Origin of the sequence: Fervidicella metallireducens AeB, from assembly GCF_000601455.1 — a bacterium.
Lineage (GTDB): Bacteria > Bacillota > Clostridia > Clostridiales > Caloramatoraceae > Fervidicella > Fervidicella metallireducens.
In genome coordinates this window covers 17,664-41,016 of sequence record NZ_AZQP01000025.1, presented here as the reverse complement: position 1 = coordinate 41,016, position 23,353 = coordinate 17,664, and the positions used below count along the sequence as shown (strand labels likewise).

The 23,353-nt window shown below is 32.3% G+C and carries 19 protein-coding genes, 2 pseudogenes and 1 riboswitch; of the genes and pseudogenes, 20 read left to right on the top strand and 1 reads right to left on the bottom strand.

The window, feature by feature from the left end:
* Window positions 1–25 precede the first annotated feature (25 nt).
* The 6 genes and pseudogenes from Q428_RS08675 (at window position 26) to cobO (ending at window position 2,345) form a co-directional block, all read left to right on the top strand.
* Window positions 26–382, top strand: a pseudogene (locus Q428_RS08675) (NifB/NifX family molybdenum-iron cluster-binding protein).
* A gap of 22 nt (window positions 383–404) precedes the next feature.
* Window positions 405–878 carry a Fur family transcriptional regulator gene (locus Q428_RS08670; protein ID WP_035380088.1) on the top strand — a complete coding sequence of 158 codons (474 nt, stop codon included), beginning with the start codon at window positions 405–407 and terminating at the stop codon, window positions 876–878.
* Window positions 848–1,285 (top strand): DUF134 domain-containing protein, encoded by a 438-nt coding sequence (locus Q428_RS08665; RefSeq protein WP_035380086.1) that lies wholly within the window; start codon window positions 848–850, stop codon window positions 1,283–1,285. Before Q428_RS08670 ends, Q428_RS08665 begins: the two co-directional genes overlap by 31 nt.
* 72 nt (window positions 1,286–1,357) lie before the next feature.
* Window positions 1,358–1,552: a hypothetical protein gene (locus Q428_RS15185; protein WP_152539101.1), complete on the top strand. Its 195-nt coding sequence runs from the start codon at window positions 1,358–1,360 to the stop codon at window positions 1,550–1,552.
* Window positions 1,545–1,811 (top strand): cysteine-rich small domain-containing protein, encoded by a 267-nt coding sequence (locus Q428_RS08660; protein WP_035380084.1) that lies wholly within the window; start codon window positions 1,545–1,547, stop codon window positions 1,809–1,811. Before Q428_RS15185 ends, Q428_RS08660 begins: the two co-directional genes overlap by 8 nt.
* An 18-nt stretch (window positions 1,812–1,829) precedes the next feature.
* Window positions 1,830–2,345, top strand: coding sequence for a cob(I)yrinic acid a,c-diamide adenosyltransferase (gene cobO, locus Q428_RS08655; RefSeq protein ID WP_035380082.1), 516 nt, complete (start codon window positions 1,830–1,832; stop codon window positions 2,343–2,345).
* A 230-nt stretch (window positions 2,346–2,575) separates the two neighbouring features.
* Here the strand turns inward: cobO and Q428_RS08650 are convergent, their stop codons facing one another.
* On the bottom strand, window positions 2,576–3,889 hold the full coding sequence (locus Q428_RS08650) for a 4Fe-4S binding protein (protein ID WP_051515068.1): 1,314 nt from the start codon (window positions 3,887–3,889) through the stop codon (window positions 2,576–2,578).
* Between the two features lie 280 nt (window positions 3,890–4,169).
* Window positions 4,170–4,340: riboswitch (cobalamin riboswitch) on the top strand.
* Window positions 4,341–4,490: 150 nt separating this feature from the next.
* Here Q428_RS08650 and Q428_RS08645 point away from each other — a divergent pair.
* From Q428_RS08645 to Q428_RS08580, 14 genes and pseudogenes are all read left to right on the top strand, one after another.
* Window positions 4,491–5,207, top strand: a complete 717-nt coding sequence (locus tag Q428_RS08645; RefSeq protein WP_035380080.1) for an energy-coupling factor ABC transporter permease — start codon at window positions 4,491–4,493, stop codon at window positions 5,205–5,207.
* A 4-nt stretch (window positions 5,208–5,211) separates the two neighbouring features.
* Window positions 5,212–5,502: an energy-coupling factor ABC transporter substrate-binding protein gene (locus Q428_RS08640; protein ID WP_035380078.1), complete on the top strand. Its 291-nt coding sequence runs from the start codon at window positions 5,212–5,214 to the stop codon at window positions 5,500–5,502.
* 139 nt (window positions 5,503–5,641) lie between these two features.
* The gene (locus Q428_RS08635; protein WP_035380076.1) at window positions 5,642–6,139 is read left to right on the top strand and encodes an SEC-C metal-binding domain-containing protein; all 498 of its coding nucleotides are present in this window, start codon (window positions 5,642–5,644) and stop codon (window positions 6,137–6,139) included.
* Between the two features lie 113 nt (window positions 6,140–6,252).
* Complete coding sequence (locus Q428_RS08630; protein WP_035380074.1) at window positions 6,253–11,661, top strand: diguanylate cyclase; 5,409 nt, start codon at window positions 6,253–6,255, stop codon at window positions 11,659–11,661.
* A gap of 109 nt (window positions 11,662–11,770) precedes the next feature.
* Complete coding sequence (locus tag Q428_RS08625; RefSeq protein ID WP_035380072.1) at window positions 11,771–12,868, top strand: AI-2E family transporter; 1,098 nt, start codon at window positions 11,771–11,773, stop codon at window positions 12,866–12,868.
* 606 nt (window positions 12,869–13,474) lie between these two features.
* Entirely contained in the window at window positions 13,475–13,972 is a 498-nt protein-coding gene (gene nuoE / locus Q428_RS08620) for an NADH-quinone oxidoreductase subunit NuoE (protein ID WP_035380093.1), read from the top strand.
* 11 nt (window positions 13,973–13,983) lie between these two features.
* Complete coding sequence (locus tag Q428_RS08615) at window positions 13,984–14,385, top strand: (2Fe-2S) ferredoxin domain-containing protein (RefSeq protein ID WP_035380070.1); 402 nt, start codon at window positions 13,984–13,986, stop codon at window positions 14,383–14,385.
* A gap of 15 nt (window positions 14,386–14,400) precedes the next feature.
* Window positions 14,401–16,193: pseudogene (gene nuoF / locus Q428_RS08610) on the top strand (NADH-quinone oxidoreductase subunit NuoF).
* A gap of 25 nt (window positions 16,194–16,218) precedes the next feature.
* Window positions 16,219–17,955, top strand: a complete 1,737-nt coding sequence (locus Q428_RS08605) for an NADH-dependent [FeFe] hydrogenase, group A6 (RefSeq protein ID WP_035380069.1) — start codon at window positions 16,219–16,221, stop codon at window positions 17,953–17,955.
* Between the two features lie 424 nt (window positions 17,956–18,379).
* Window positions 18,380–18,625, top strand: a complete 246-nt coding sequence (locus Q428_RS08600; RefSeq protein ID WP_035380067.1) for a TM1266 family iron-only hydrogenase system putative regulator — start codon at window positions 18,380–18,382, stop codon at window positions 18,623–18,625.
* A gap of 10 nt (window positions 18,626–18,635) precedes the next feature.
* On the top strand, window positions 18,636–19,667 hold the full coding sequence (hydE, locus tag Q428_RS08595; RefSeq protein WP_035380065.1) for a [FeFe] hydrogenase H-cluster radical SAM maturase HydE: 1,032 nt from the start codon (window positions 18,636–18,638) through the stop codon (window positions 19,665–19,667).
* Window positions 19,668–19,689: 22 nt separating this feature from the next.
* The gene (gene hydG / locus Q428_RS08590; RefSeq protein WP_423219582.1) at window positions 19,690–21,111 is read left to right on the top strand and encodes a [FeFe] hydrogenase H-cluster radical SAM maturase HydG; all 1,422 of its coding nucleotides are present in this window, start codon (window positions 19,690–19,692) and stop codon (window positions 21,109–21,111) included.
* Window positions 21,112–21,124: 13 nt separating this feature from the next.
* On the top strand, window positions 21,125–22,327 hold the full coding sequence (gene hydF, locus Q428_RS08585; protein ID WP_035380061.1) for a [FeFe] hydrogenase H-cluster maturation GTPase HydF: 1,203 nt from the start codon (window positions 21,125–21,127) through the stop codon (window positions 22,325–22,327).
* A gap of 187 nt (window positions 22,328–22,514) precedes the next feature.
* Window positions 22,515–23,351 carry an ABC transporter substrate-binding protein gene (locus Q428_RS08580; RefSeq protein WP_051515067.1) on the top strand — a complete coding sequence of 279 codons (837 nt, stop codon included), beginning with the start codon at window positions 22,515–22,517 and terminating at the stop codon, window positions 23,349–23,351.
* Window positions 23,352–23,353: the final 2 nt, after the last annotated feature.

The window sequence follows — 23,353 nt, the reverse complement described above, 5'->3', positions numbered from 1 at the left end:
CCAATAAATTTGAGGAGGAATAGAAATGAAAATAGCAGTTGCTTGTGAAGGAAAGGTTGTCAGTGGACATTTTGGACATTGCGAAGGATTTGAAATTTATGAGGTAGATGAGAATAAAGTAGGTAAGAAGGAGTTTGTTGCAAATCCAGGACACAGACCAGGTTTTCTGCCTGTATTTTTAAAGGAACAGAATGTAAATGTAATAATCGCTGGTGGCATGGGAGAAACAGCACAACAACTTTTTTGCCGAAAATGGCATTCAGGTAGTAGTTGGGGCAAAAGGAAATTGTGATGAGGTTGTTAAGGAATATATAGGCGGTACGTTAAAATCAACAGGAAGTGTTTGCAAAGAACATCAGCATGAAGCCATTGCCACGAATAGGGTTAATTAGGGTGTAAGTTTGATGGAAGATAATTTTCAGATTATAAAAAAAATTATTGAGAAGAAAGGATATAAATTTACACAGCAGAAAAGAGTTATACTTGAGGAATTAGTTAAGTCTAAGACACATATAAATGCAAAGGAAATATATGAGAGAGTTAAAGATAAAAATATTGGATTGGCCACTGTCTATAGAAATATAAGGCTATTTAGTATGCTAGGAATAGTAAAAGAGATTGTTATTAAAGGACAGAGTTATTATGAAATAAAAATATTTAGTAGAAAGCCCCTGCATATACATTTTAAATGTGCTAATTGTAATAGTATAATAGATATAGATGACTATAATATAACTTATGAGTATGTAAAGCTTAACAAAGTTGTTGAAGAAAAATATAATATACAAGTATATGATTCCGATATTATGCTTATCGGACTGTGTGATAGATGCAGGGAGGAAGAAAGATGCCAAGACCGACAAAATTCAGAAGGGTAGAATACTTTCCAGAGAAAACCTATTTTATACCATTTGGAATGCCAAAATGTCAGGTTGAAGAAGTTGTATTAAAATTGGAAGAACTGGAAGCTATGAGATTAAAGGATATTGAAGGGTTAAGTCAGGAGGAATGTGCAGAAAAAATGCATGTATCCAGACAGACTTTTCAAAACATAATAGATAGTGCCAGAAAAAAAGTAGCCATTGCATTAACTGAGGGTAAGGCAATTAATATAAGCGGTGGTCATTTCACATCCAAGTATTGCAAGATGAAATGTTTAACCTGTGGTAATGAATATAATATAAATTACCAGCAGGATAGGTATACATGTCCCGAGTGTGGCTCTAAGGAAGTGTTATGTAGTAGAAAAAGTGGTATTTGCAATAAGTGGTGTGGCAGGGAGTAAATAATAAAAATATTTTCAAACTTGCCTTCGTTGAATAACGAAGGCTTTTATTATATATAAAATTAGGAATTTTTGGGTCAACTCAAAAGAAATTATGTTAAAATAGAAGGAGATATGGAAGAGCTTCTTGAAAACTCAAAGGGAGAATTTCAGGGCGGTAGAATAGAAGTTCAAAATTATAATGAAGTAAAGGCTTGGAGGGATAACCTTAAGGAGATTGAGGATGTTTTCAAATTAAAAGGAATGGAGAGTGTTAATAATGAGTGAAAAGTATAAGTTTTTTCAACACAAAGAGTGTGAGTTTTTTCCATGTCATAATGTAAAGAATACTGAGAAATTTAATTGTTTATTCTGCTATTGTCCACTATATTTTCTAGAGGACTGCGGTGGAAATCATACATATATAAATGGAATTAAAAACTGCACTGATTGTATGATACCACACTCAGAAAAAGGATATGACCATATTATAGGTAAAATAGTTGAGCATAACAAAAAGAAAGCTCAAAATGGGGACAGTAAATAATTATCAGGAAGTGATGCTATGGATAAAGGTTATATACATATTTACACTGGAAATGGAAAAGGAAAAACCACTGCTGCCTTTGGGCTGGCTGTAAGGGCCGCCTGTGCAGGCCTTAAGGTCTATATAGGTCAGTTTGTCAAGGATATGAAATACCACGAAGTTGGTGTTGAAAAGGTTTTACCTAATATTAAGATTGAACAGCTGGGAAAGGGATGTTTTATAGATAAGCTTCCAGATGAAAAGGATAAACTTTTAGCAAAGGAAGCCCTTGACAGATGCGCAGAAATATTAAAGGACGGTAAATATGATGTTGTTATTCTTGATGAAATAAATATAGCCCTGTATTTTAAACTGCTGAATGTAGAAGACGTAATAGAGGCTTTAGAAGAAAGAAAAAATAATGTTGAGGTTGTATTGACAGGAAGATATGCCCCAAAGGAGCTTATTGAAATAGCTGACTTGGTTACGGAAATTAAGGAAGTAAAGCATTATTATGAACAAGGTGTACTTTCAAGAAAGGGCATTGATAATTGAGTTAGATTTAATTATATTTTAGAACGTCATAAATGATTGCATAAGTTGCAGGTCACTTCATCAAGTAAGTCAAAATTTTTATAAGACTTATCATCATTCACCGTATGCACTTTTGCAATTATTTCAATGACGTTCTTGTGACTTTTTTGTAAATAATGTTAGTAAACAATCTGAGTACCAAGTAAGCGGGGTAGCCTTTTTAGTATATTGGCATATTAAAAGAAATTGTGTTAATTAATTTCAGCCTTTGCCAGGGCATCATTGACAGCATTTATTATTCCAATTGAGCTCATAGTTGCTCCCGATACTGTATCGATATTTGTTGATTGATTTTCGATGATTTTTGTGGGTATAGTTTCAAAGGCTTTTTCATAGAAACCAGGTGTTTCGTTGTGAGATATAATTTCAATTGATTTAATTTCGTTGTTTTTAACTGTAACTGATACTGTAAGATTTGGAGAATATCCTACAGCTTCGCCAGTGAATACCCCATCTTTATATTTTTTGTTTTTCATATCTATATTGTTCATTATTACCTGTTGTTCATGCTGATACCTCTTTCTTTTATGATGAAATCCATCAGGTCTATTGTTTTCAGGGGAGAAAGTACTTTCTTTTTTCAAATCTTTTATAGAAAAGAATGTCCATATACCTAGTATAATGGTTATACATGTCAGGATTATTAATTGTACCACTTTTTTGTCGTGTTTTATTTTACCTTTATCTATTTCAGATAAATTAAATCCATCATTAGTACAAAATCTTCCTAATGAACATTCCATACATGATATACATTGAATGTCTCTAATTTCATCCAGGTCTGAAATTTTAATATTCATTGGACATTTATTATCACATTTTCTACAGTTAACACATGTTTTTTTCTCATTTTTTATAGTTAACAGCTTAATTTTATTACTTAATCCCAGTAAAGCTCCATATGGGCAGAGGTATTTACACCAAGGTCTTTGAATAATTAAAGATATCAATGAAATAGCAGATAATACGATAAACCCCGAGAGTGTAAATTTATTTTGGAAAAAATTTAATAAACTATGATAGGGATTTATTTTTTCAAGAAGACTGATATATGACCTTGACGTCATATATATAACTACAATTAAAACCACATATCTCAACCATTTTAAAGTGTTATGAGTTTTACCCTTTACTGATGTATTATAGTTTTCCTTAAAAAGTCGTTTTCCCAACTTAGCTAATAAATCTTGATATGCACCAAAAGGACACATCCACCCGCAGAAAACAGGGCCCCCAATTACTGCTATTACCAAGGAGATAGTTACTATTAGCGTAACTGGATTCAACAGCTTGTCCTTTATTAAAGTTCCAGAGAATATCAGCTGTTGAATTGTAGTAATACCACAAATAGGACACACGTAATGCAGATATGAATTAGAAAGCCATTGTAGCCCTTTTCCACTTTGTATTAAAACATGATTAATTGTCACAATTACAGCTATTATTAAAAAGGTTGCTTGTATATAAATTCTATTTTTGATTAGTCTTTTGGTGAAGTTCTTCATAACTGCCTCCTTTGAAGTATAATAATGGTTTGCTTAGTTGTTTAACTTGATAATATTTTAATATATATTTGTGTGTTTTCTGTGATGAATTATTAAGAAATATGTTTTTTATATGAAAAATAAATAGAATTTATTTAATTAATGGTAATTATATCATGAAATAATAAGGAATTATTAAAAATTAAAATGTCAAATAATGTAAACAGATGATTTTTGCAGAAAATATTCAAAAAATATTGTATATTGTAGTGCAAAAGTTTATAATTATATTTAAGAGAAAACTGAATAATATGTTTTAGGCACCTGATTAGGTTTAATAGGGAAAGTGGTGAAAATCCACTGCAGCCCCCGCTACTGTATACGGAGACAAAGCCAGATCCACTGGGAAACCGGGAAGGATGGTGGAGGATGACCCGTCAGCCAGGAGACCTGCCTAAAGCAGAAAATGGAACTTCGGAGGGAAGGGAAACCATGATGAGATAGTTATGTGGAATCCTGCCTTTTTGGCGGGATTTTTTATAGCTATGATTATGAAAAATATTTGTTTTTGTCCTTCGTAGTTCTATACGAAGTTTTTTTATTTATTAAGGGAGGTTTTATTATGAAGAAAAAACTTTTATACTCATTACTGCTCTTAATGGCAGTTCCAACTGCTGCCAGTGCTATGCATATAGCAGAAGGATTTTTACCTGTTAAGTGGTCTGCTTTTTATTTTATACTATGTGCTCCATTTGTAATAATGGGAATAAAGTCAATTAAAAGTCAAACCCAGTCTAACAAAGATTTAAAAATGCTGTTAGGTCTTGTTTCTGCATATTGTTTTGTTCTTTCTGCGTTAAAACTGCCTTCAGTAACTGGAAGCTGCTCACATCCAACAGGTACAGGCTTTGGAGCCATAATTTTTGGGCCATTCACTATGGCTGTAATAGGTTCTTTAGTTCTTTTATTCCAGGCAATATTCCTTGCACATGGTGGACTTACTACCCTTGGTGCAAATGCTTTTTCCATGGCAATTGCAGGGCCAATAATATCCTTCTTTATTTATAAATTACTAAAAAACAAAAATAAATCCTTGGCTGTTTTCCTTGCAGCAGCATTGGGGGATTTAGCTACATATACCATAACTTCTATGCAATTAGCACTTGCTTTTCCAACAAAAGATGGAGGTATCTTAGCTTCCTTTGGTAAATTTATTGCAATATTTGGCTTAACTCAAGTTCCCTTAGCAATAGTTGAAGGTATTGTAACTGTAATGATTTTTAATTTTATCGAAAGATATTCAAAGGATGAAATAGAGATATTAAGCAGGGAGGTGTAAAATAATGAAGAAAAAAAATATTATGCTTATTTCTGCCTGTATAGCCCTTATTATAGTATCATTAGTATTAGGCGGAAGGGCTGGGGAATTTTCAGGTGCAGATAGTCAAATAGAAGGCGTTATTTCAGAGGTTAATAAAGACTATCAGCCATGGTTTGAAAGTGTCTGGGCACCACCATCCGGTGAAATAGAGAGTATGTTGTTTGCGCTTCAAGCTGCAATTGGAGCAGGCTTCGTAGGATATTATATTGGGAAAAAAAAGAAATTGCAATCAAAGGCAGGCTGCAGGAAATAAGTAAAAATTAATTAAAGAACTAAGGCATACATAGCCTTAGTTTTTTAAATTTAAAATTGAATTTTTGATGAAAATTAATTATAATATGATATAATATTTATGAAATTTACAAATGAATTTTACAAAAGGAGCAGTGAAAATGAGTTTATACGATAAGTGGTTGGATTTAGTAAATATTGAAAGAGATCAGGAAGAATATGATGAATTTTGGGAAGGCTATTTTGTTGCAGAGGAAAAGGTTTACCAGAAAATATTAGGGGACAAGCTTGAAGTAGTTTCTGGTAAGGTTTCAGAACTTGCAGAGGGCTTTAAAATGGATTTGGTAACTTTTGCTGGTTTCCTTTCAGGTATAAATACTAGTTTAAAACAGGAAATAGATTTAGATAGTATAACTGAAGAAAGTGAAATTAAACTAGAAATAGATTTTGAAAAACTATATTTTAATATGCTTGATGCTCAGGCAGACTGGTTATACACGTTAAAAGAATGGGATGATATTTTAACTGTTGAGAAAAGAAAGGAAATAAAAAAGCAGTACAATGCAACAAAGACCATTGTAAAGGAAGACAAGACAGGAAGAAATGAGCCATGTCCATGTGGAAGTGGAAAGAAATATAAAAAATGCTGTGGTAAGTAGCAACAAAAATGACCTCTTGAAGGTCATTTTTTGCAAGAAAAAAAGGAAAATTTATCATTATGTAGAAATATTTACATAAAATTTTATTAATAACTTTTTGGTGGTGAAGAAAAGTGCAGATTATCAATAACAGATACAGAGTAATAAACCAAATAAATCAGAATCCAATATATGCAACTTATTATGTTAACGATATAAAAAAAGATATGGAGCAGATGGAATTAACACTTATAAATCCAGAGCATTTAACGGAGAATTTAAAGAACTTTTACATAGATGAATTTATAAATCTAACAAATATAGATCATCCCAACATAATTAAGTTGCATAAATTTGGTACTGTTAGATTTATTGATAATAAACTTGTAAAAAATAATTTGTACTATTTTACACGCCAAAATAATTCTTGGAGTTGTGATATTTTTGAAAAAATTAAAAATATCAACCAGAATGAGATATTAGTTATTTTTTCCCAAATAAGTGAAACGGTTAACTATTTGCACAAAAAAGGCTTTATTTATGGCGAAATAAATTTAAATAATATAATGCTAAATTATAATAATGGTGGTTGGAGAATTACCTTTAAGGATTTGGCAACAGTTAAGCTGGAAACTACTAACCCTTGGCTAGATAAGACCGGTCAAACAGTTTTTAAAGCACCGGAACTATTACTTAATTACGATGCTTCAATATCATCGGATATTTATTCACTTGGTGTCTTGCTTTTGGTTTTATGCAAAATAAACGTTTTTGCTGCTGATGATAATAAAATCAAGATAGAAGACATTAAATTAAATATACAGAAACAGCAAATGAATGAAGAAAGCAAAAGGTTTATAGACAAAATAATTCCTATTGTTGAGAAGATGATAGATCCTGATAAAGATAAAAGATTTAAAAACATATGTGAGTGCATAGGAGAAATAAATTCTGTTTTTTATAAGGAATTTAAATCTTTTAACAAGCCTCTATTAGAGAAACTTTCCTTTAAGACGAAGATGTCAGGAAGAAAATATGAGTTAGAACAGATACTAAATGTATTTGAATCCGTTGAACAACACAAAGCACATGGCAAATGGGTTTTTGTACATGGTGAAACAGGAATAGGTAAAACAAGATTACTAAAGGAAATAAAGCATATTTTAAGATTTAGAAATACAAAGATATACTATTACATCGATAACAATAAAGGTAATAATCAAATGGTTTTTGCTGAAATATTAAAGAATTGTATTTTAGAATGTGATAAGGAATTGATAGAAAAATACAAGCAGTATCTATGTAAATTGATTCCTGAGTTAGATGAGCAGCAACACATGATTGAAGCAGAATATTTATCCAATGAAAAAGAAAAAATAAAGCTTTTGAATAATATCTATGGATTTATTTCGGAATTTGTAAAGGGGAAAACTTTAGTTGTTCTGATAGATGATATACATTTAATTGATGATTTATCAATTGAAATTTTGGATTATATTTATACAAGAAATTATAAAAACAAAAATGTAATTGTTGTAGCAGCTTATAATGATGGGGAATATTATTTCAGCCCTAAATTCAGTGGCTTTTTAAAGAAAACTGATAAAGTTCATACACTGGATATGCCAATACATTCATTAAACGATGATGAAGCTGGTATGATGGTAAAAAATATACTTGGAATATCATATGTACCTAAAAATTTTTCTTCTACTTTAAATTCTGTTGTCTTTGGAAACCCATTGTTTTTAGAGGAAGCTGTTAAATATTGTTTTAACAAAGGCTATGTTTATATAGATGACTTCACTGGAAACTGGACTACTTCATATGATGATTATAGGGAAATCCTTATTCCTTCAACATTGGAACAGATATTGCAAAATCAAATAAAAGAATTGGATGGATTGAGTTTAGACATACTTACAAGTATTTCAATTTTTACAGAAGCAGTTCTTTTTGAAGTTTTAGAAAAGTTGGTTGAAGGCAGCAGTGAAGAGATAAAGAATTCTCTGCAATACTTGATATCCAGAGGTATAATATGTAAGAAAATTGAAGATAAAGGATTTGCCTTTGATTTTAACAATAAGGTACTTAAAAATCTTATTTATAGCAGGGTAAAGGATGACGAAAAGAAAACTAAACATCAAAGAGCTGCAGATATATTAGAACAAAACTATATCGATGACTACGAAACAAACAATGAGCTTATTACCCACTTAGAGATGGCTGGAAATTATGAAGGTGCAATTAAATATTGTGTGAAGAATGCAGAAAAAATGGAAAAGCTTCGAAACAGATATGATGCTATAAAAAACTATAGTAAGGCAATCAGCTTATTTTCTGATGATAGTAAGGATGACTATAAGATCGAATTGCTATTAAAAACAGGAAAGATTTACTACGATATAGGTGATGTTAAAGAAGCTTCTAATGCATGTGATTTGGCGAATAAACTTTCAACTGAGACGTCAAAGCATAGCTATAAAATTGACGCATTGATTTTAAAATCAAGAATTTATCTGGATAAAAATGATATATTAAAGGTTATTGAAACCTTGAATGAAATTGATGAGATTTTAAAAATTTCATTTGATTTAAATGGTTATTTAGATAGTATGCATATAAAGTGTGTAGTTGCAATGAGAAAAGGGGACTATACACGAACGATTGAAATATGTAAAGAGTGCCTTGAAATATGTCCTGAAAATCTTGTAACCTTCAGAGGAAAATTTCATAAATCCCTAGGGGATGCTTATGTTTATATGCATGAGATTGACAAAGCCGTTATTCATTTTGATAAAAGCCTGATGTATTTTGAAATGGCTGGAGATTATAATTATAAGGTAATGGTGCTTAACAATATAGGTGGAATTTATGCTGATTATTACATGAACGATGAGGAAGCACTAAGATATTTCCTGCAGGTTAAAGAAATCAGCGAAGCAAACCATATACTTAAGTCTGAGATTTTAGCTTTAACTAACATTGCTTCAACTTATTGCAGCATGATGAAATATGATCGTTCATATTTCTTCTTCAAAGAGAGCATAGATAAATCAATTAATATGGAGTTTATTGATAATTTATTTTATTGTTATATACATATATGTGAAGTTTGCATAAAGACAGGTAATTTAAAGGAGGCAAATCATTATTATAAACTAGCTAAGGAGTTAGTAAGTAAAAATCATGTTTATCCAAGTGAAATAATAGATTATTATGCTATAGGTGCAGAGCTATTTTATCAATTAGGGGATATAGACAAGACTTTTAAAAATGCAGACTTGGCAATTGAAAAAGCTGATAAATTTGATTTTAAAACAAAGTGGAATACGGAAATCATTAGAGAAAGAGCTAACATTGTAAAAACTAATAAATTAAGTGAAATAAAGAACTCTGTAACAATAATCTTAAGTTTAAGTAAAAAATATGTTTCATATCTGGACCAATTTAATATAATACTTGATCTTTGTTTATTGCTATATGATAAGAATTTAGTTGAAATGGCAGGAAGTATTTTAAAAGAGTATGAGAATATAAGCAAATTTCAGCAGATAGAATATCTGAAGGTTAAATATCTGTTTTTAAAGGGAATCCTTAGCGATAAAACCTATAAATTAAAATATTTGATAAATGCTCTTGAAACAGCAAAACAAAAGAACATAAAGCAGTTTTTATGGAAGATTAACTTTGAAATAGGAAATTATTATTTAGATAATAACAATTATTTTAATTCAATAAACTACTATTTTGAATCCTGTGAAAATGTAAGAGAGTTATTAAATTTAGTTCCAAATAGTAAGAGGGTTGATTATATCAAATTTCATAAACTGTTTGTTCCATTTAATAAAATCAGGCTGATAAAACAAAGGGGAAATTCAATTATCCTTGATGAGTTGAATGAAGCAGCTTGTTCCTTTGATGTGACAAAGGAAGATATAGATAAGATTTTAGGTTTTGAAGATATTATAGATATTTTATCCAACAGATATTTTATTAGGTCGGCAATGGAAATGTACGATACTACTATGCCCTTTAAAGCTAACAGTGTAAGGGACATTGTGGCTAATATGCATCAGGACCCCTTGAAAAACCTTGAGTGGATTTCTAAGTACCTTGCTAAAATAACTTTAGCTACAAGATGTTTAATTGTCCAACAGAATATAGGGGATAACATAAATATAATAGCATCAAGCAACGAAAACTTATCTTTGCCAAGGGACAACAGTATATTCAAGAAAGTAAGCGAACTGAAGGAGAGCATAGTACTAACGGAAAGCCAATTAAGGGATTACAATAACAGATATTTAAATTCAGATGATACATTAAAGTCTGTAATGTGTATTCCCATTTTGCTTAAATTTGATAGAGATATGGCTTATACAAACAGGATTAGCAGTGTGATGGGACACATCTATCTAGAGTCGGATAGGGTGATAAATAATTTTAATCAAAAGAGTCTTAAAAAGTGTAAAGAATTAACAGGGTTAGTAGCTTGCATGGTAGATAAATACAACCTGATTTTAACATCAAATATAGATAAACTTACAGGGGTGTATACTAGAAAGTATTTAGAGGATACACTAGAGCTTCTTATACAAAATGCAGAAAAGATGCATACTACCTTTTCTTTGATTATGTTTGATATAGACCATTTTAAAAAAGTAAATGATACTTATGGACATCAAACAGGGGATGAAGTACTTGCTAATGTGTGTAAAATTATAATGAATAACATAAGAAGAGGGGATATGTGTTATAGATACGGGGGAGAGGAATTTATTGTTGTTCTTCCATGTACAGATTCAAATGAAGCCTTTGATATAGCAGAGCGTTTAAGGAGTAAAATTGAAGATGAAAAAATATTAGGAAGCAAATTTTCTGTAACAGCAAGTATGGGTATTGCAACATATCCAACCCATGGCAGGTGGAGAGAAGAGCTGATAGAGAAAGTCGATAAAGCCCTTTATGTAGCGAAGGAATCTGGGAGAAATCGCTGTATCTTGTGGGATGAAGAATACTCAGGCAGAACCAGTGGAACTGACAAGTTAACAGGAATAATTACAGGCAATCCTGTACAGGATTCAAGAAATGTTCTTGTTATGGTTGAATTAATAGAAATGATAAAAAATGGAGATGACTTTGAAGAAAAAATATATAATCTGTTAGGAAGAATAGTAGAAATTACTGAGTCTCAGTATGGCATGTTATTTTTAGTCAAGGATAATGAAGTAGCTAAATCATATTGCAGGAAAATTTATGAGAATGATTGGCTTGAAGGAAGGTGCTATAACGAGGAATTACTTCAGTCAATAATCAGCAGTAAACAAGGAATACATGGTATTGATTGGGACAAGGTTATTGATTATGATTCAATCAGCGGGTTACCAAATTTTAATTCGGTTGTGGTTTTACCTTTGATTAAATCAAATGAGCTTAAGGGAATATTGTATTTGACTGTACCTTCAAAATTAAAGGAATATAAATCATCAGAATATAACTATATTAAAACTTTGGGAGATATTGTATCTGCAATATTATAGCCGCTGTTAAAACAGCGGTTATTTTGTTTACATAATAATTACAAAGTATATGATTGATGTTATAATTAAGTATATTGAAGTATAGTGAATAAACAAAGGAGAATGAATTATGAATGACAGGATGCAGTATTTAAAGATATTATCAATCATTCTAATATCAATTATCTTTTATAAAATAATTGATAACATAAAAGTTGTTGTGGAATTGATGAATGTAGTGTTATCCTTAATAAGTCCTCTATTGTGGGCCTTTTTAATAGCATATTTACTAAATCCTTTTATGAAATATCTACAGAGTAAATTTAAATTTAACCGGGCAATTTCAATACTTGTTGTATACTTTGTAGTAATTGGAATAACAATACTTTCAATAACTATTATAACTCCAAAGGTTGTTTCAAATAGTGCAGAGATTTTAGAAAATCTTCCTGACTATATAAATAATACAAAGGAATTTTTAATAAAAAAAATATCAGATGCAAATCTTTTGGAAAAATATGGAGTAACCCAATATGCATTAGATAATGTTGACTATTTTATTGAAAGTTCAAAGAATTTTTTAGATGAGTCTTTAAATATTATTTTAGCAAAACTGATAGGATTTACATCAGAGCTTTTGAAATTTATTATTGGCCTTATAATTTCAGTTTATATGTTAATAGAAAAAGAAAGCATTTTAAAGGGAGTAAAAAGAAGTATAAATGCCTTCTTTAGCATTTCAAAGGCAAATAAAATAATTACCTTTATTAAAAGCATCGATACAATTTTTTCAGGTTATCTTACAGGTAAGATTCTAGATTCAGTAATTATGGGAATTATTTGTTTTATAGGATTAATTTTAATAAAAGCACCATACAGTTTCTTAATTGGTTTACTTTTTGGATTAGCAAATTTAATACCTTATTTTGGACCAATTATAGGCATGGCAATAGCAGTTGCAATAACATTATTTTACAGTCCTATTAAGGCAATCTGGGTGTTAATCTTTATATTGATTTTAGAACAATTTCATGCATGGTGGATAGCACCAAAGATTTTAGGAGATAAAGTCGGTCTTAAACCATTTTGGATAATAGTAGCTATTGTAGTTGGAGGAGAAAGTTTTGGGGTTATTGGAATGTTCTTTGCAGTGCCGGTTATGGCGATAATAAAGATGTACTATGAGGAGCTAATAAATAAAAGGCTAAGCTTAAAGGGAAATATATAAGATAAATTAATAATAGCGGCTGCATGTAAAGTAGAGTAAAAAAAATCATGCAGTCTTTTTTTATGGAGCATAAAAATATGAAATTAATCATGTTAAATACATCACAAACAATTCAGTTCATAATGTTAAAAAAGTGAAGGAAAATATGTTGAAATTCACAATAAAATATGCAGTTATGTGTCTAAATAACGTAATAAATATAAAAATAAATCCATTAACTTAATCGATTAAATAAAAATAAAAAATTCAGCAATTTGAGAATATTTTAACTATTAATTAAAATTAACAATTTTATTACGAATATAATAGATTTTTTGTGTTCTATTACAGTTGATATTTTGATATAATAGCATTAGCATAGAGAGTAAATGCATATAAGAAGATATCGATGAAGACGAAAATATGTCGTAATTGGTAATTTTATATGTATTTTATTATGTCTATATGTGAAAGAATTCTTGCATATATAATATTCTAATAATTCTATAAATTCAATCTAATAAATAATGTCCTGCAAAATATATGCAAGATATCAATTGTTGAATTTTTAATTGCAAAAACAAGTTAAGTATTTAACAAGAAAGGGAGAGATGTGTGGTGTCAAATATGGAAAACAAGTGCTGCTGCTGCAATTGTGGACAGCCAGATGAAAGGCTTGAAAAAGTTAAAAAGTTTATTAATGACCACAAGGATGTAAAGGGAGGATTAATTCCTGTTTTACATTTCATTCAGGAAACATATGGATATTTACCTGAGGATGTTTTAGAACATGTTTCAGATGGATTAAATATACCAATGACAGAGATTTTTGGTGTTGCTTCATTCTATCATTTCTTTTCACTTGAACCAAAGGGAGAACATATTATCAGAGTATGTATGGGTACAGCTTGTTATGTAAAAGGTGCTCAAGGTATATTGGACAAGTTTGCTAGAGAGTTAAACGTTGAGGTTGGTAAAACAACTGAAGATGGAAAGTTTACACTTGAAGCTACAAGATGCCTAGGAGCCTGCGGATTAGCACCAGTATTGACAATAGGCGAAAAGGTTTATGGAAGATTAACTGTTGATGATGTTCCAAGAATACTTGATGAATATAGAAAGTAAGGGGGATATATATGAAGACAATTCAAGAACTAGAAGAAATAAGAAAGAAAACTGCAAGTCGTATAAATCAAAGACAAGATAGGGATACAACAAGAATAGTTGTTGGAATGGCAACTTGTGGTATAGCTGCAGGAGCTAGACCTGTTTTGATGGCAATAATGGATGAATTAAAGGAGCTTGGAATTAACGATGTTGTTGTTGCACAAACAGGTTGTATTGGAATGTGTAAGTTAGAACCAATAGTTGAGGTTATAACACCAGGCAGTGAGAAGGTTACATATGTAAAAATGACAGCTGAAAAGGCAAAGAGAATGGTAAGGGAACACATTAAGGATGGAAAAGTAGTTGATGAATTCACTATGCATATTGTAGATGGAAAAATTTTAAACGATTACACAGTTCAAAACGACTAATAAGGAGGGGTTGAAATGTCATTCTATCGTTCACAGGTATTAATTTGCGGTGGTACGGGATGCACATCATCAGGTTCAATGGATTTGATGAGCGCTATTAAATCAGAAATAAAAAAGCACGGAATAGAAAATGAAATAGAAGTAATCAGAACAGGTTGCTTTGGTTTATGTGAATTAGGACCGATCATTATAGTTTATCCAGAAGGGGCATTTTATAGCAGGGTTGAAGTTAAGGATATACCAGAGCTTGTTGAAGAACATCTGGTTAAGGGAAGAATTTTAAAGAGACTTGTTTATCATGAGGCTATCGAAAATGATAGAGTAAAATCATTAAATAACGTAGATTTTTATAAAAAACAACAAAGAATTGCACTAGGAAATTGTGGTGTTATTGATCCAGAGGAAATAGATGAATATTTAGCAGTTGATGGCTATAAGGCACTTGAAAAGGTTTTAACTTCAATGACTCCTCAGGATGTTATCGAAGAAATGAAAAAATCAGGTCTTAGGGGAAGAGGAGGCGGTGGCTTCCCAACTGGTTTAAAATGGGAATTTGCTGCAAAACAGGTAAATGAACAGAAATATATTATCTGTAATGCTGACGAAGGAGACCCAGGTGCATTTATGGATCGTTCTATACTTGAAGGAGACCCACATGCAGTACTTGAAGCAATGGCAATAGGCGGTTATGCAATAGGTGCAAACCAGGGTTATATATATGTCAGAGCAGAATACCCAATTGCTGTTGAAAGATTAAAGGTTGCAATAAAGCAGGCAAGGGAATATGGACTATTAGGGGAAAATATTCTAGGAACAGGATTTAAGTTTGATGTTGAGATAAGGTTAGGAGCAGGTGCCTTCGTTTGTGGAGAAGAAACTGCACTTATGAACTCAATTGAAGGTAAGAGAGGTATGCCAAATCCAAAACCTCCATTCCCAGCAGTAAGTGGATTATGGGAAAAACCAACTGTTATTAATAACGTTGAAACATATGCAAATATTCCTGTAATAATAAGAAATGGTGCTGAGTGGTTTGCAAATATAGGAACGGAAAAGAGCAAGGGAACTAAGGTTTTTGCTTTAGGTGGAAAGATTACAAACACAGGACTTGTGGAAGTTCCAATGGGTATTACGTTAAGGGAAGTTATTTATGAAATCGGTGGAGGAATACCAAACGGAAAGAAATTTAAGGCAGTTCAAACCGGTGGACCATCAGGTGGATGTATTACAGCAGAACACCTTGATACCCCAATAGATTACGATACATTAACAGCATTAGGCTCCATGATGGGTTCAGGTGGAATGATTGTAATGGACGAAGATAACTGTATGGTTGACGTTGCAAGATTTTACCTTGATTTTACTAAGGATGAATCCTGTGGTAAGTGTACTCCTTGCAGGTAGGTACAAAGAGATTACTTGAAATGCTTGAAAAGATTACTGAAGGCAAAGGAACATTAGAAGACCTTGACAAAATGGAAGAACTTGCTAAGCAGATTAAGGCTTCATCACTTTGTGGTCTTGGACAAACAGCACCAAACCCAGTTTTATCAACACTTAAATACTTCAGAGATGAATATATAGCACACGTTGTTGATAAGAAATGTCCAGCTGGTGTTTGTACGGCTCTTATGAAATACACAATAATACCTGAAAAATGTAAGGGATGCAGTATTTGTGCTAAACAATGTCCTGTTAATGCAATCAGTGGAAAGGTTAAGGAACCATTTGTAATAGATCAGGATAAGTGTGTAAAATGTGGTGTTTGTATGACTAAGTGCCCATTCAAAGCTATTGAGAAGAAATAATATCAGCATGTAAGGAGTGAATATGATGGAAATGATTAAATTTAAGATAGATGGCATTGAACTAGAAGTTCCAAAGGGAACTACGGTTTTAGAAGCTGCAAGATCTGTTGGCATAAAAATTCCTAGTCTTTGTTACTTAAAGGATGTCAACAAATCATCAAGCTGCAGAGTTTGTGTTGTTGAAGTAGGACCAAGACTTATTGCTTCATGTACACTGGCAGCTGAAAATGGTATGGATATAAAGACAAATACAGCTAAGGTCAGGGAAGCAAGAAGAACAGTTGTTGAACTTTTATTATCAAATCATAAAAGAGAATGTACAACCTGTGTAAGAAGTGAGAATTGCGAACTACAGGCTTTAGCAAAGGATTTAAACATCAGGGATATAAGATTTGAGGGAGAAAAAACAACTTGCCCAATAGATGATTCTTCAACTTCCGTTGTAAGGGATCAAGAAAAGTGTGTACTTTGCGGCAGATGTATAAGCACATGTGGAAATGTACAAAGTGTTCATGCAATAGGTTTTGCAAACAGAGGATTCTCAACAGTTGTTGCTCCAGCCTACCACAAGCCACTTTCAGATACAGTTTGTATTAACTGTGGACAGTGTATAATGGCATGCCCTGTTGGTGCATTACATGAAAAGGAAAACATTAAGGATGTTTGGAATGCTATTGCTGATCCAGATAAATATGTAGTTGTTCAAACTGCACCAGCTGTCAGAGTTGCTCTTGGAGAAGAATTTGGAATGCCAGTTGGTTCAAGGGTTACAGGTAAAATGGTATCAGCTTTAAGAAAACTAGGTTTCGATAAGGTATTCGATACTGATTTTGCAGCTGACCTTACTATAATGGAAGAAGGAACTGAACTATTGAAGAGACTTGAAAGCGGAGAGAATCTTCCACTTATGACATCATGCTGTCCAGGATGGGTAAAATTTGTTGAGCATTTCTATCCAGATATGCTTGATAACCTTTCAACATGTAAGTCACCACACCAGATGGAAGGTGCTTTAATTAAGTCATATTTTGCAAAGAAAATGGACATTGATCCAGCGAAGATTACTGTTGTATCAATTATGCCATGTGTTGCCAAAAAGTTTGAGAACCAAAGAGAAGAACTTTCAAGCGAAAACCTTCAGGATGTGGATATAGTTCTAACAACTAGAGAACTTGCACAAATGATAAAGGAGGCTGGAATTGACTTTGCAAATCTAAGTGATGAAGAATTTGATAACCCATTAGGTGAGTCAACAGGTGCTGCTGTAATATTTGGAGCAACAGGGGGAGTTGCTGAAGCTGCTCTTAGAACTGTTTTTGAAATAACAGCAGGAAAGGAGCTTGAGGCAATTGACTATGAAGTTGTTAGAGGAACTGAGGGAATAAAGGAAGCTACAATAGAACTTCCAAATGGTAAATCAATAAATGCAGCGATTGCTCATGGTCTTGCTAATGCAAGAAAACTTCTTGATATGGTTAAGAGTGGAGAGAAGAAAATTGATTTCATTGAAGTCATGGCATGTCCAGGAGGATGTGTAACTGGTGGAGGACAACCAATAATAGATGCAAAGACAAGGGAAGTTATGGATGTGAAGATTGAAAGAGCAAAGGCTATCTATGATGAAGATAAATCTCTTCCAATCAGAAAATCACATAAAAATCCATATATTAAGCAGATTTACGAAGAATTCCTTGGTGAACCAAATGGTCACTTAAGCCATGAGTTACTTCATACACACTACCAAAAGAGAAACAGATTCTAATAGGGACATTTAATTTTTGATTCATTCTAAGGGGGTTGTGCCCCCTTAGAATGTTAAAAAGTAGCAGGGACATTTACTTACCTTTGTTACAATACTAGTGAAGGTGAAATTACTTTATTAGTTCATGGAAATAACATTTTATGACCAGAAATGGATTATACAGTGCTAATCTGTTCTTAATCAAAGGACAGATTTATATAATCTATTTTTATTAGATGATGTATTAAAATTCTGTGTTAAAGACATGAGTTAATACATAAAATATACTGTAATGCATCTGTTAAATTGGAAATTTCTGATTTGATGGACAAAACTAATTATCCTGATTGCAAGGTAGTTCTAAGCAAAAGGGGAGAAGGGAATAAAAGAAATTTTTTTCATCCTCTAGCCTTTGCTAGGGGATTTTTTGTTGGAGGAGATTTATATGGAAAAAAGAATTGGTGTTGTTGGAATTGTTGTTGAAGATTTAGAGGCTGCCCCAAGGGTAAACAGCGTTTTGCATGAGTTTGCTGAAATTATTGTTGGTAGAATGGGTATTCCCTATAAGGAGAAACAAATATCCGTTATTTCTCTTATTGTAGACGGTACATCTGATGAAGTCAGTGCCCTTACAGGTAAGCTTGGTAAAATAAGTGGGATAAGCGTTAAATCAGCATTAACTAAGAAATAGGTGAAATAAAATGGATTTTAAGAATTTAATAAATAAAATTGCAGATAACTATATTCCAACTATAAAAGAGATGGCTGCTATTTTAGAACTTGATGAAGAGAAAAGTCAATATCTATTTCGTGTGGCAGATGAAGTTAAAAAGATATATCATGGCAATTATATACACATAAGAGGAATCATAGAGTTTTCAAATTACTGCAGGTGTTTATGCAAGTACTGCGGACTTCAGGCCGATAATAACGAACTTATAAGATACAGGATGACACCTGATGAGATTGTTGAGAATACAAGGGAAGCATTTGAAGCAGGGTACAAGACAATTGTTCTTCAATCAGGTGAGGATATGTGGTATACAAGAGAAAAAATTTCCTATATTATAAGAAACATAAAAAAAATTGGGGATATTGCAATAACCCTGAGTGTAGGAGAAAGAGACTTTGATGACTATAGACAATGGAAGGAAGATGGTGCAGATAGATTTTTAATAAAGCAGGAAACGGCAGATGAAAACTTATATAACAGCCTTCATCCCCATTCAAATTTTAAAAATAGAATTGCTTGTTTAAAAGAGCTTAGTAGACTTGGTTATCAGGTAGGTAGCGGCTTTATGATAGGGCTGCCTGGGCAGACAACTGAAACCATAGCTAAGGACATTATGCTTTTGGGTGAAATAAAAGCTGGAATGGCAGGTATAGGGCCATTTATTCCACATAAGAGAACACCTCTTAAAGAGCATCCAGTTGGTGATGGATTTATGACACTGAAAGCAGTGGCATTATCCAGGTTGTTATATAAAAAAATGCATCTTCCAGTAACTACTTCCCTTGGAGTTTTAAGTTCAGAGCATAAGGATATTGCCTTTAAAGTTGGAGCCAATGTAATAATGCAAAAGGTTGAACCTTATAAATTCAGAAGGCTTTACGAGATTTATCCAAAAAAAATAGGAGATGAATCCACTATAAAGGAAGAAAGGCTAAGACTGGAAGCTTATTTAAAATCCCTTGGACTTGAAATTGCAACAGACAGAGGAGATGCCTTTTGAAAAATATTATTTTAATGGAGGGATAATTATGAATAATGAAGTTAAGCAGGATTTTATAATAGACAGAGAGATTGTATCAACATTGGAGGAAGCGGAAAAACTGGCAGAGGATAAGGAATATGTAAGAAAAATTTTAAATAAGGCAAAGACTTGTGTTGGTCTTAGTCATAGGGAGGCAGCAGTATTACTTAACATTAAAGATAAGGACATATTGGAAGAAATGTTCAGTATGGCAAAGGAAATAAAGGAAAAAATTTATGGAAAAAGAATAGTTCTTTTTGCACCTTTGTATGTAAGCAACTATTGTGTAAATAATTGTGAATATTGTGGATATAAGCATTGTAATGACAGCTTCAAAAGAAGAAAACTTAATATGGAGGAGCTTGGAGAAGAAGTTAAGATATTAGAATCACTGGGACATAAGAGATTAGCACTTGAGGCTGGGGAAGATCCTGTAAATTGTCCAATTGATTATATTTTAGAGTGCATCAAGAAAATATATTCAATAAAATTTGAGAATGGAAGTATCAGAAGAATAAATGTAAACATAGCAGCAACCACAGTTGAAAATTATAAGAAATTAAAGGAGGCAGAGATAGGAACATATATTTTATTCCAGGAAACATATCATAAGCCTACCTATGAAAGTATGCATAAAACAGGACCTAAGCATGATTATGACTATCATACAACAGCAATGGATAGAGCTATGATGGGTGGAATTGATGATGTAGGTATTGGTGTTTTATACGGTCTTTATGATCACAAGTATGATACCGTGGCAATGCTGATGCATGCAGAGCACCTTGAAGACAGGTTTGGAGTTGGACCACATACAGTTTCTGTTCCAAGATTAAGGGCAGCTGAAGGCGTTGATATAAAAAAATATCCTTATTTAGTTTCTGACGAAGAGTTTAAAAAAGTAGTTGCTGTATTAAGATTGTCTTTACCTTACACTGGTATGATTTTATCAACAAGGGAGGAAGCTGTCCTTAGAGATGAGATTATAGCTTTAGGGATTTCACAGATAAGTGCCGGCTCTTGTACTGGGGTTGGTGGTTATGTCGATGAGTATAAGAAACATCATCACGACGAGAAACCACAGTTTGAGGTTGGAGATCACCGATCACCACTGGAAATAATAAAGAGTTTATGCAGAGGTGGATATATTCCAAGTTATTGTACAGCTTGTTATAGAGAAGGAAGAACTGGTGACAGATTTATGAGACTTGCAAAATCTGGTCAAATTCATAATGTATGCCAGCCCAATGCTATTTTAACCTTTAAGGAGTTTTTACTGGATTATGGAGATGATGAGGCTAAAAATATAGGAGAAGAGGTAATTAAAAAATCTCTGGATGAAATTCCAAAGGATTCAGCTAGAATTGCAACACTTGAACGTTTAGAAAGAATTGAAAAGGGAGAAAGAGATTTAAGGCTTTAAAGGGGAGAAAAATATGATAAATACACCTAATGCTAATAGACTTCATATAGGGATTTTCGGAAGACGAAATGCAGGAAAATCAAGTTTAATTAATGCAATTACAGGTCAGGATATTGCCCTTGTTTCTGATTTTGCCGGGACAACAACTGATCCTGTCTATAAGGCTATGGAGCTTCTTCCTATTGGACCTGTGGTATTTATAGATACGGCAGGTATTGATGATGAAGGAACAATAGGTGAACTCAGGGTTAAAAAAACCAAAGACGTCCTAGATAAAACTGATATTGCCCTATTAGTATTTACAGGAGAAAGTAGCAATTTAGAGTTAGAACTAGAATGGTATAAAAGTTTAAAGGACAGAAATATTCCTATAATAGGGGTTATTAACAAAATAGATGAGATTAATGTTGATGAAGATAAACTAAAGTCAAAGTTCAATATTCCCTTTGTTAAAGTAAGTGCAAAAAATAAAACAGGAATAGGATTAGTAAAGGAAGCAATTCAAAATTATGCACCTATGGATTTTGAAAAAGAAACCATAGTTGGAGATATTATTAAACCTAAAGAACTTGTATTATTGGTAGCACCACAGGACATACAGGCTCCAAAAGGACGTTTGATTTTACCACAGGTTCAGGTAATAAGAGATTTACTTGATAATGATGCCATGGTTTTAACAGTAAAGGACACGGAGCTTGAGGATTCATTAAAAGCCCTTAATAGAAAACCAGATTTAGTTATAACTGATTCTCAGGTGTTTAAAAAAGTCAATGAGATAATTCCAAAGGATGTTCCACTTACCTCCTTTTCAATATTAATGGCAAGGTATAAAGGAGAATTAGACATATTTATAAAGGGGGCTGAGGCCATTGATAAATTAAAGCCGGGGGATAAGGTTTTAATAGCAGAGGCATGTACACACCATCCTTTAAAGGGAGATATTGGACGTGAAAAATTACCAATGTGGCTTGAGGATAAAGCGGGTGGAAAACTAGACATAAGAGTTAATGCTGGAGTTGATTTTCCAGAGGATTTAACCCAGTTTAATTTGATAATTCATTGTGGGGCATGTATGTTTAACCGAAGGCAATTGCTAACAAGACTAATAAGGGCAAATGAACAAAATGTACCTATAACTAACTATGGTACAGCCATAGCACATATTAATGGAATACTTAAAAGAACAACAGAAGTATTTTATAGAATAAACAAATAGAAATATAAAAAATTGTTTATAATTATTTGTATAGCAAAAAGTGGTAATGTATAATTATAATAGAGTTGGTAATAAAATGAACTTTACAAAATGAAAAATTAGCATTTTGTAAAGTTTATTTTGTTAGTAATTATAAAATATCTATTTATTATCTATATAACATTATTAATTATAGAGTGGTGAGATTATGAAAGGGTCAAAAAAATTTACTTTCCATCTGGTAATTTTTATGTCTATGGCTTTATTTTTTTCATCCTGTGGAAAGGCTTTAGATAAGAAAAAATCAATTATTTTAGCTACAACTACAAGTACCAGGGATTCAGGACTTTTAGACTTCTTATTTCCTGAATTCACAAAGGATACAGGCTATGCAGTTGAAGTTGTAGCAGTTGGAACAGGACAGGCGTTGAAGCTTGCGAGGGATGGAAATGCAGATGTTGTGTTAGTACATGCTAAGGAGGAAGAGGAGAAATTTGTTTCAGAGGGTTTTGGACTTAAAAGGTACGAAGTAATGTATAATGATTTTGTAATTGTTGGCCCTAAGAGAGATCCCGGTGGAATAAGATTTGTTTCAGATGCAGGAGAAGCATTAAAGCTGATAGCAGAGAATAAAATTAATTTTATTTCAAGGGGCGATGAGTCAGGTACTCATAAATTTGAGAAAAAGATATGGAATAAAATAAACATTAAACCATCAGGAAGGTGGTATATTTCAGCAGGTAAAGGGATGGCTGAAGTTTTAGCTATGGCAGAGGAACTTGGCGGATATACAATCACTGACAGGGCAACATATTTGTCTTTAAAAGAGAAACTTAATCTGGAAATTTTATTTCAAAAAAGCAGTGATTTAAAAAATGAGTATGGCGTAATTGCAGTAAATCCAAAGATACATTCTGATGCAAATATACAAGGAGCACAGAATTTGATTAATTGGCTAATTTCACAAAAAGGTCAAATGATGATAGGGATATATGGAAAAGATAAGTATGGAGAGTCTTTGTTTATACCTGATGCACAAAAATAGAT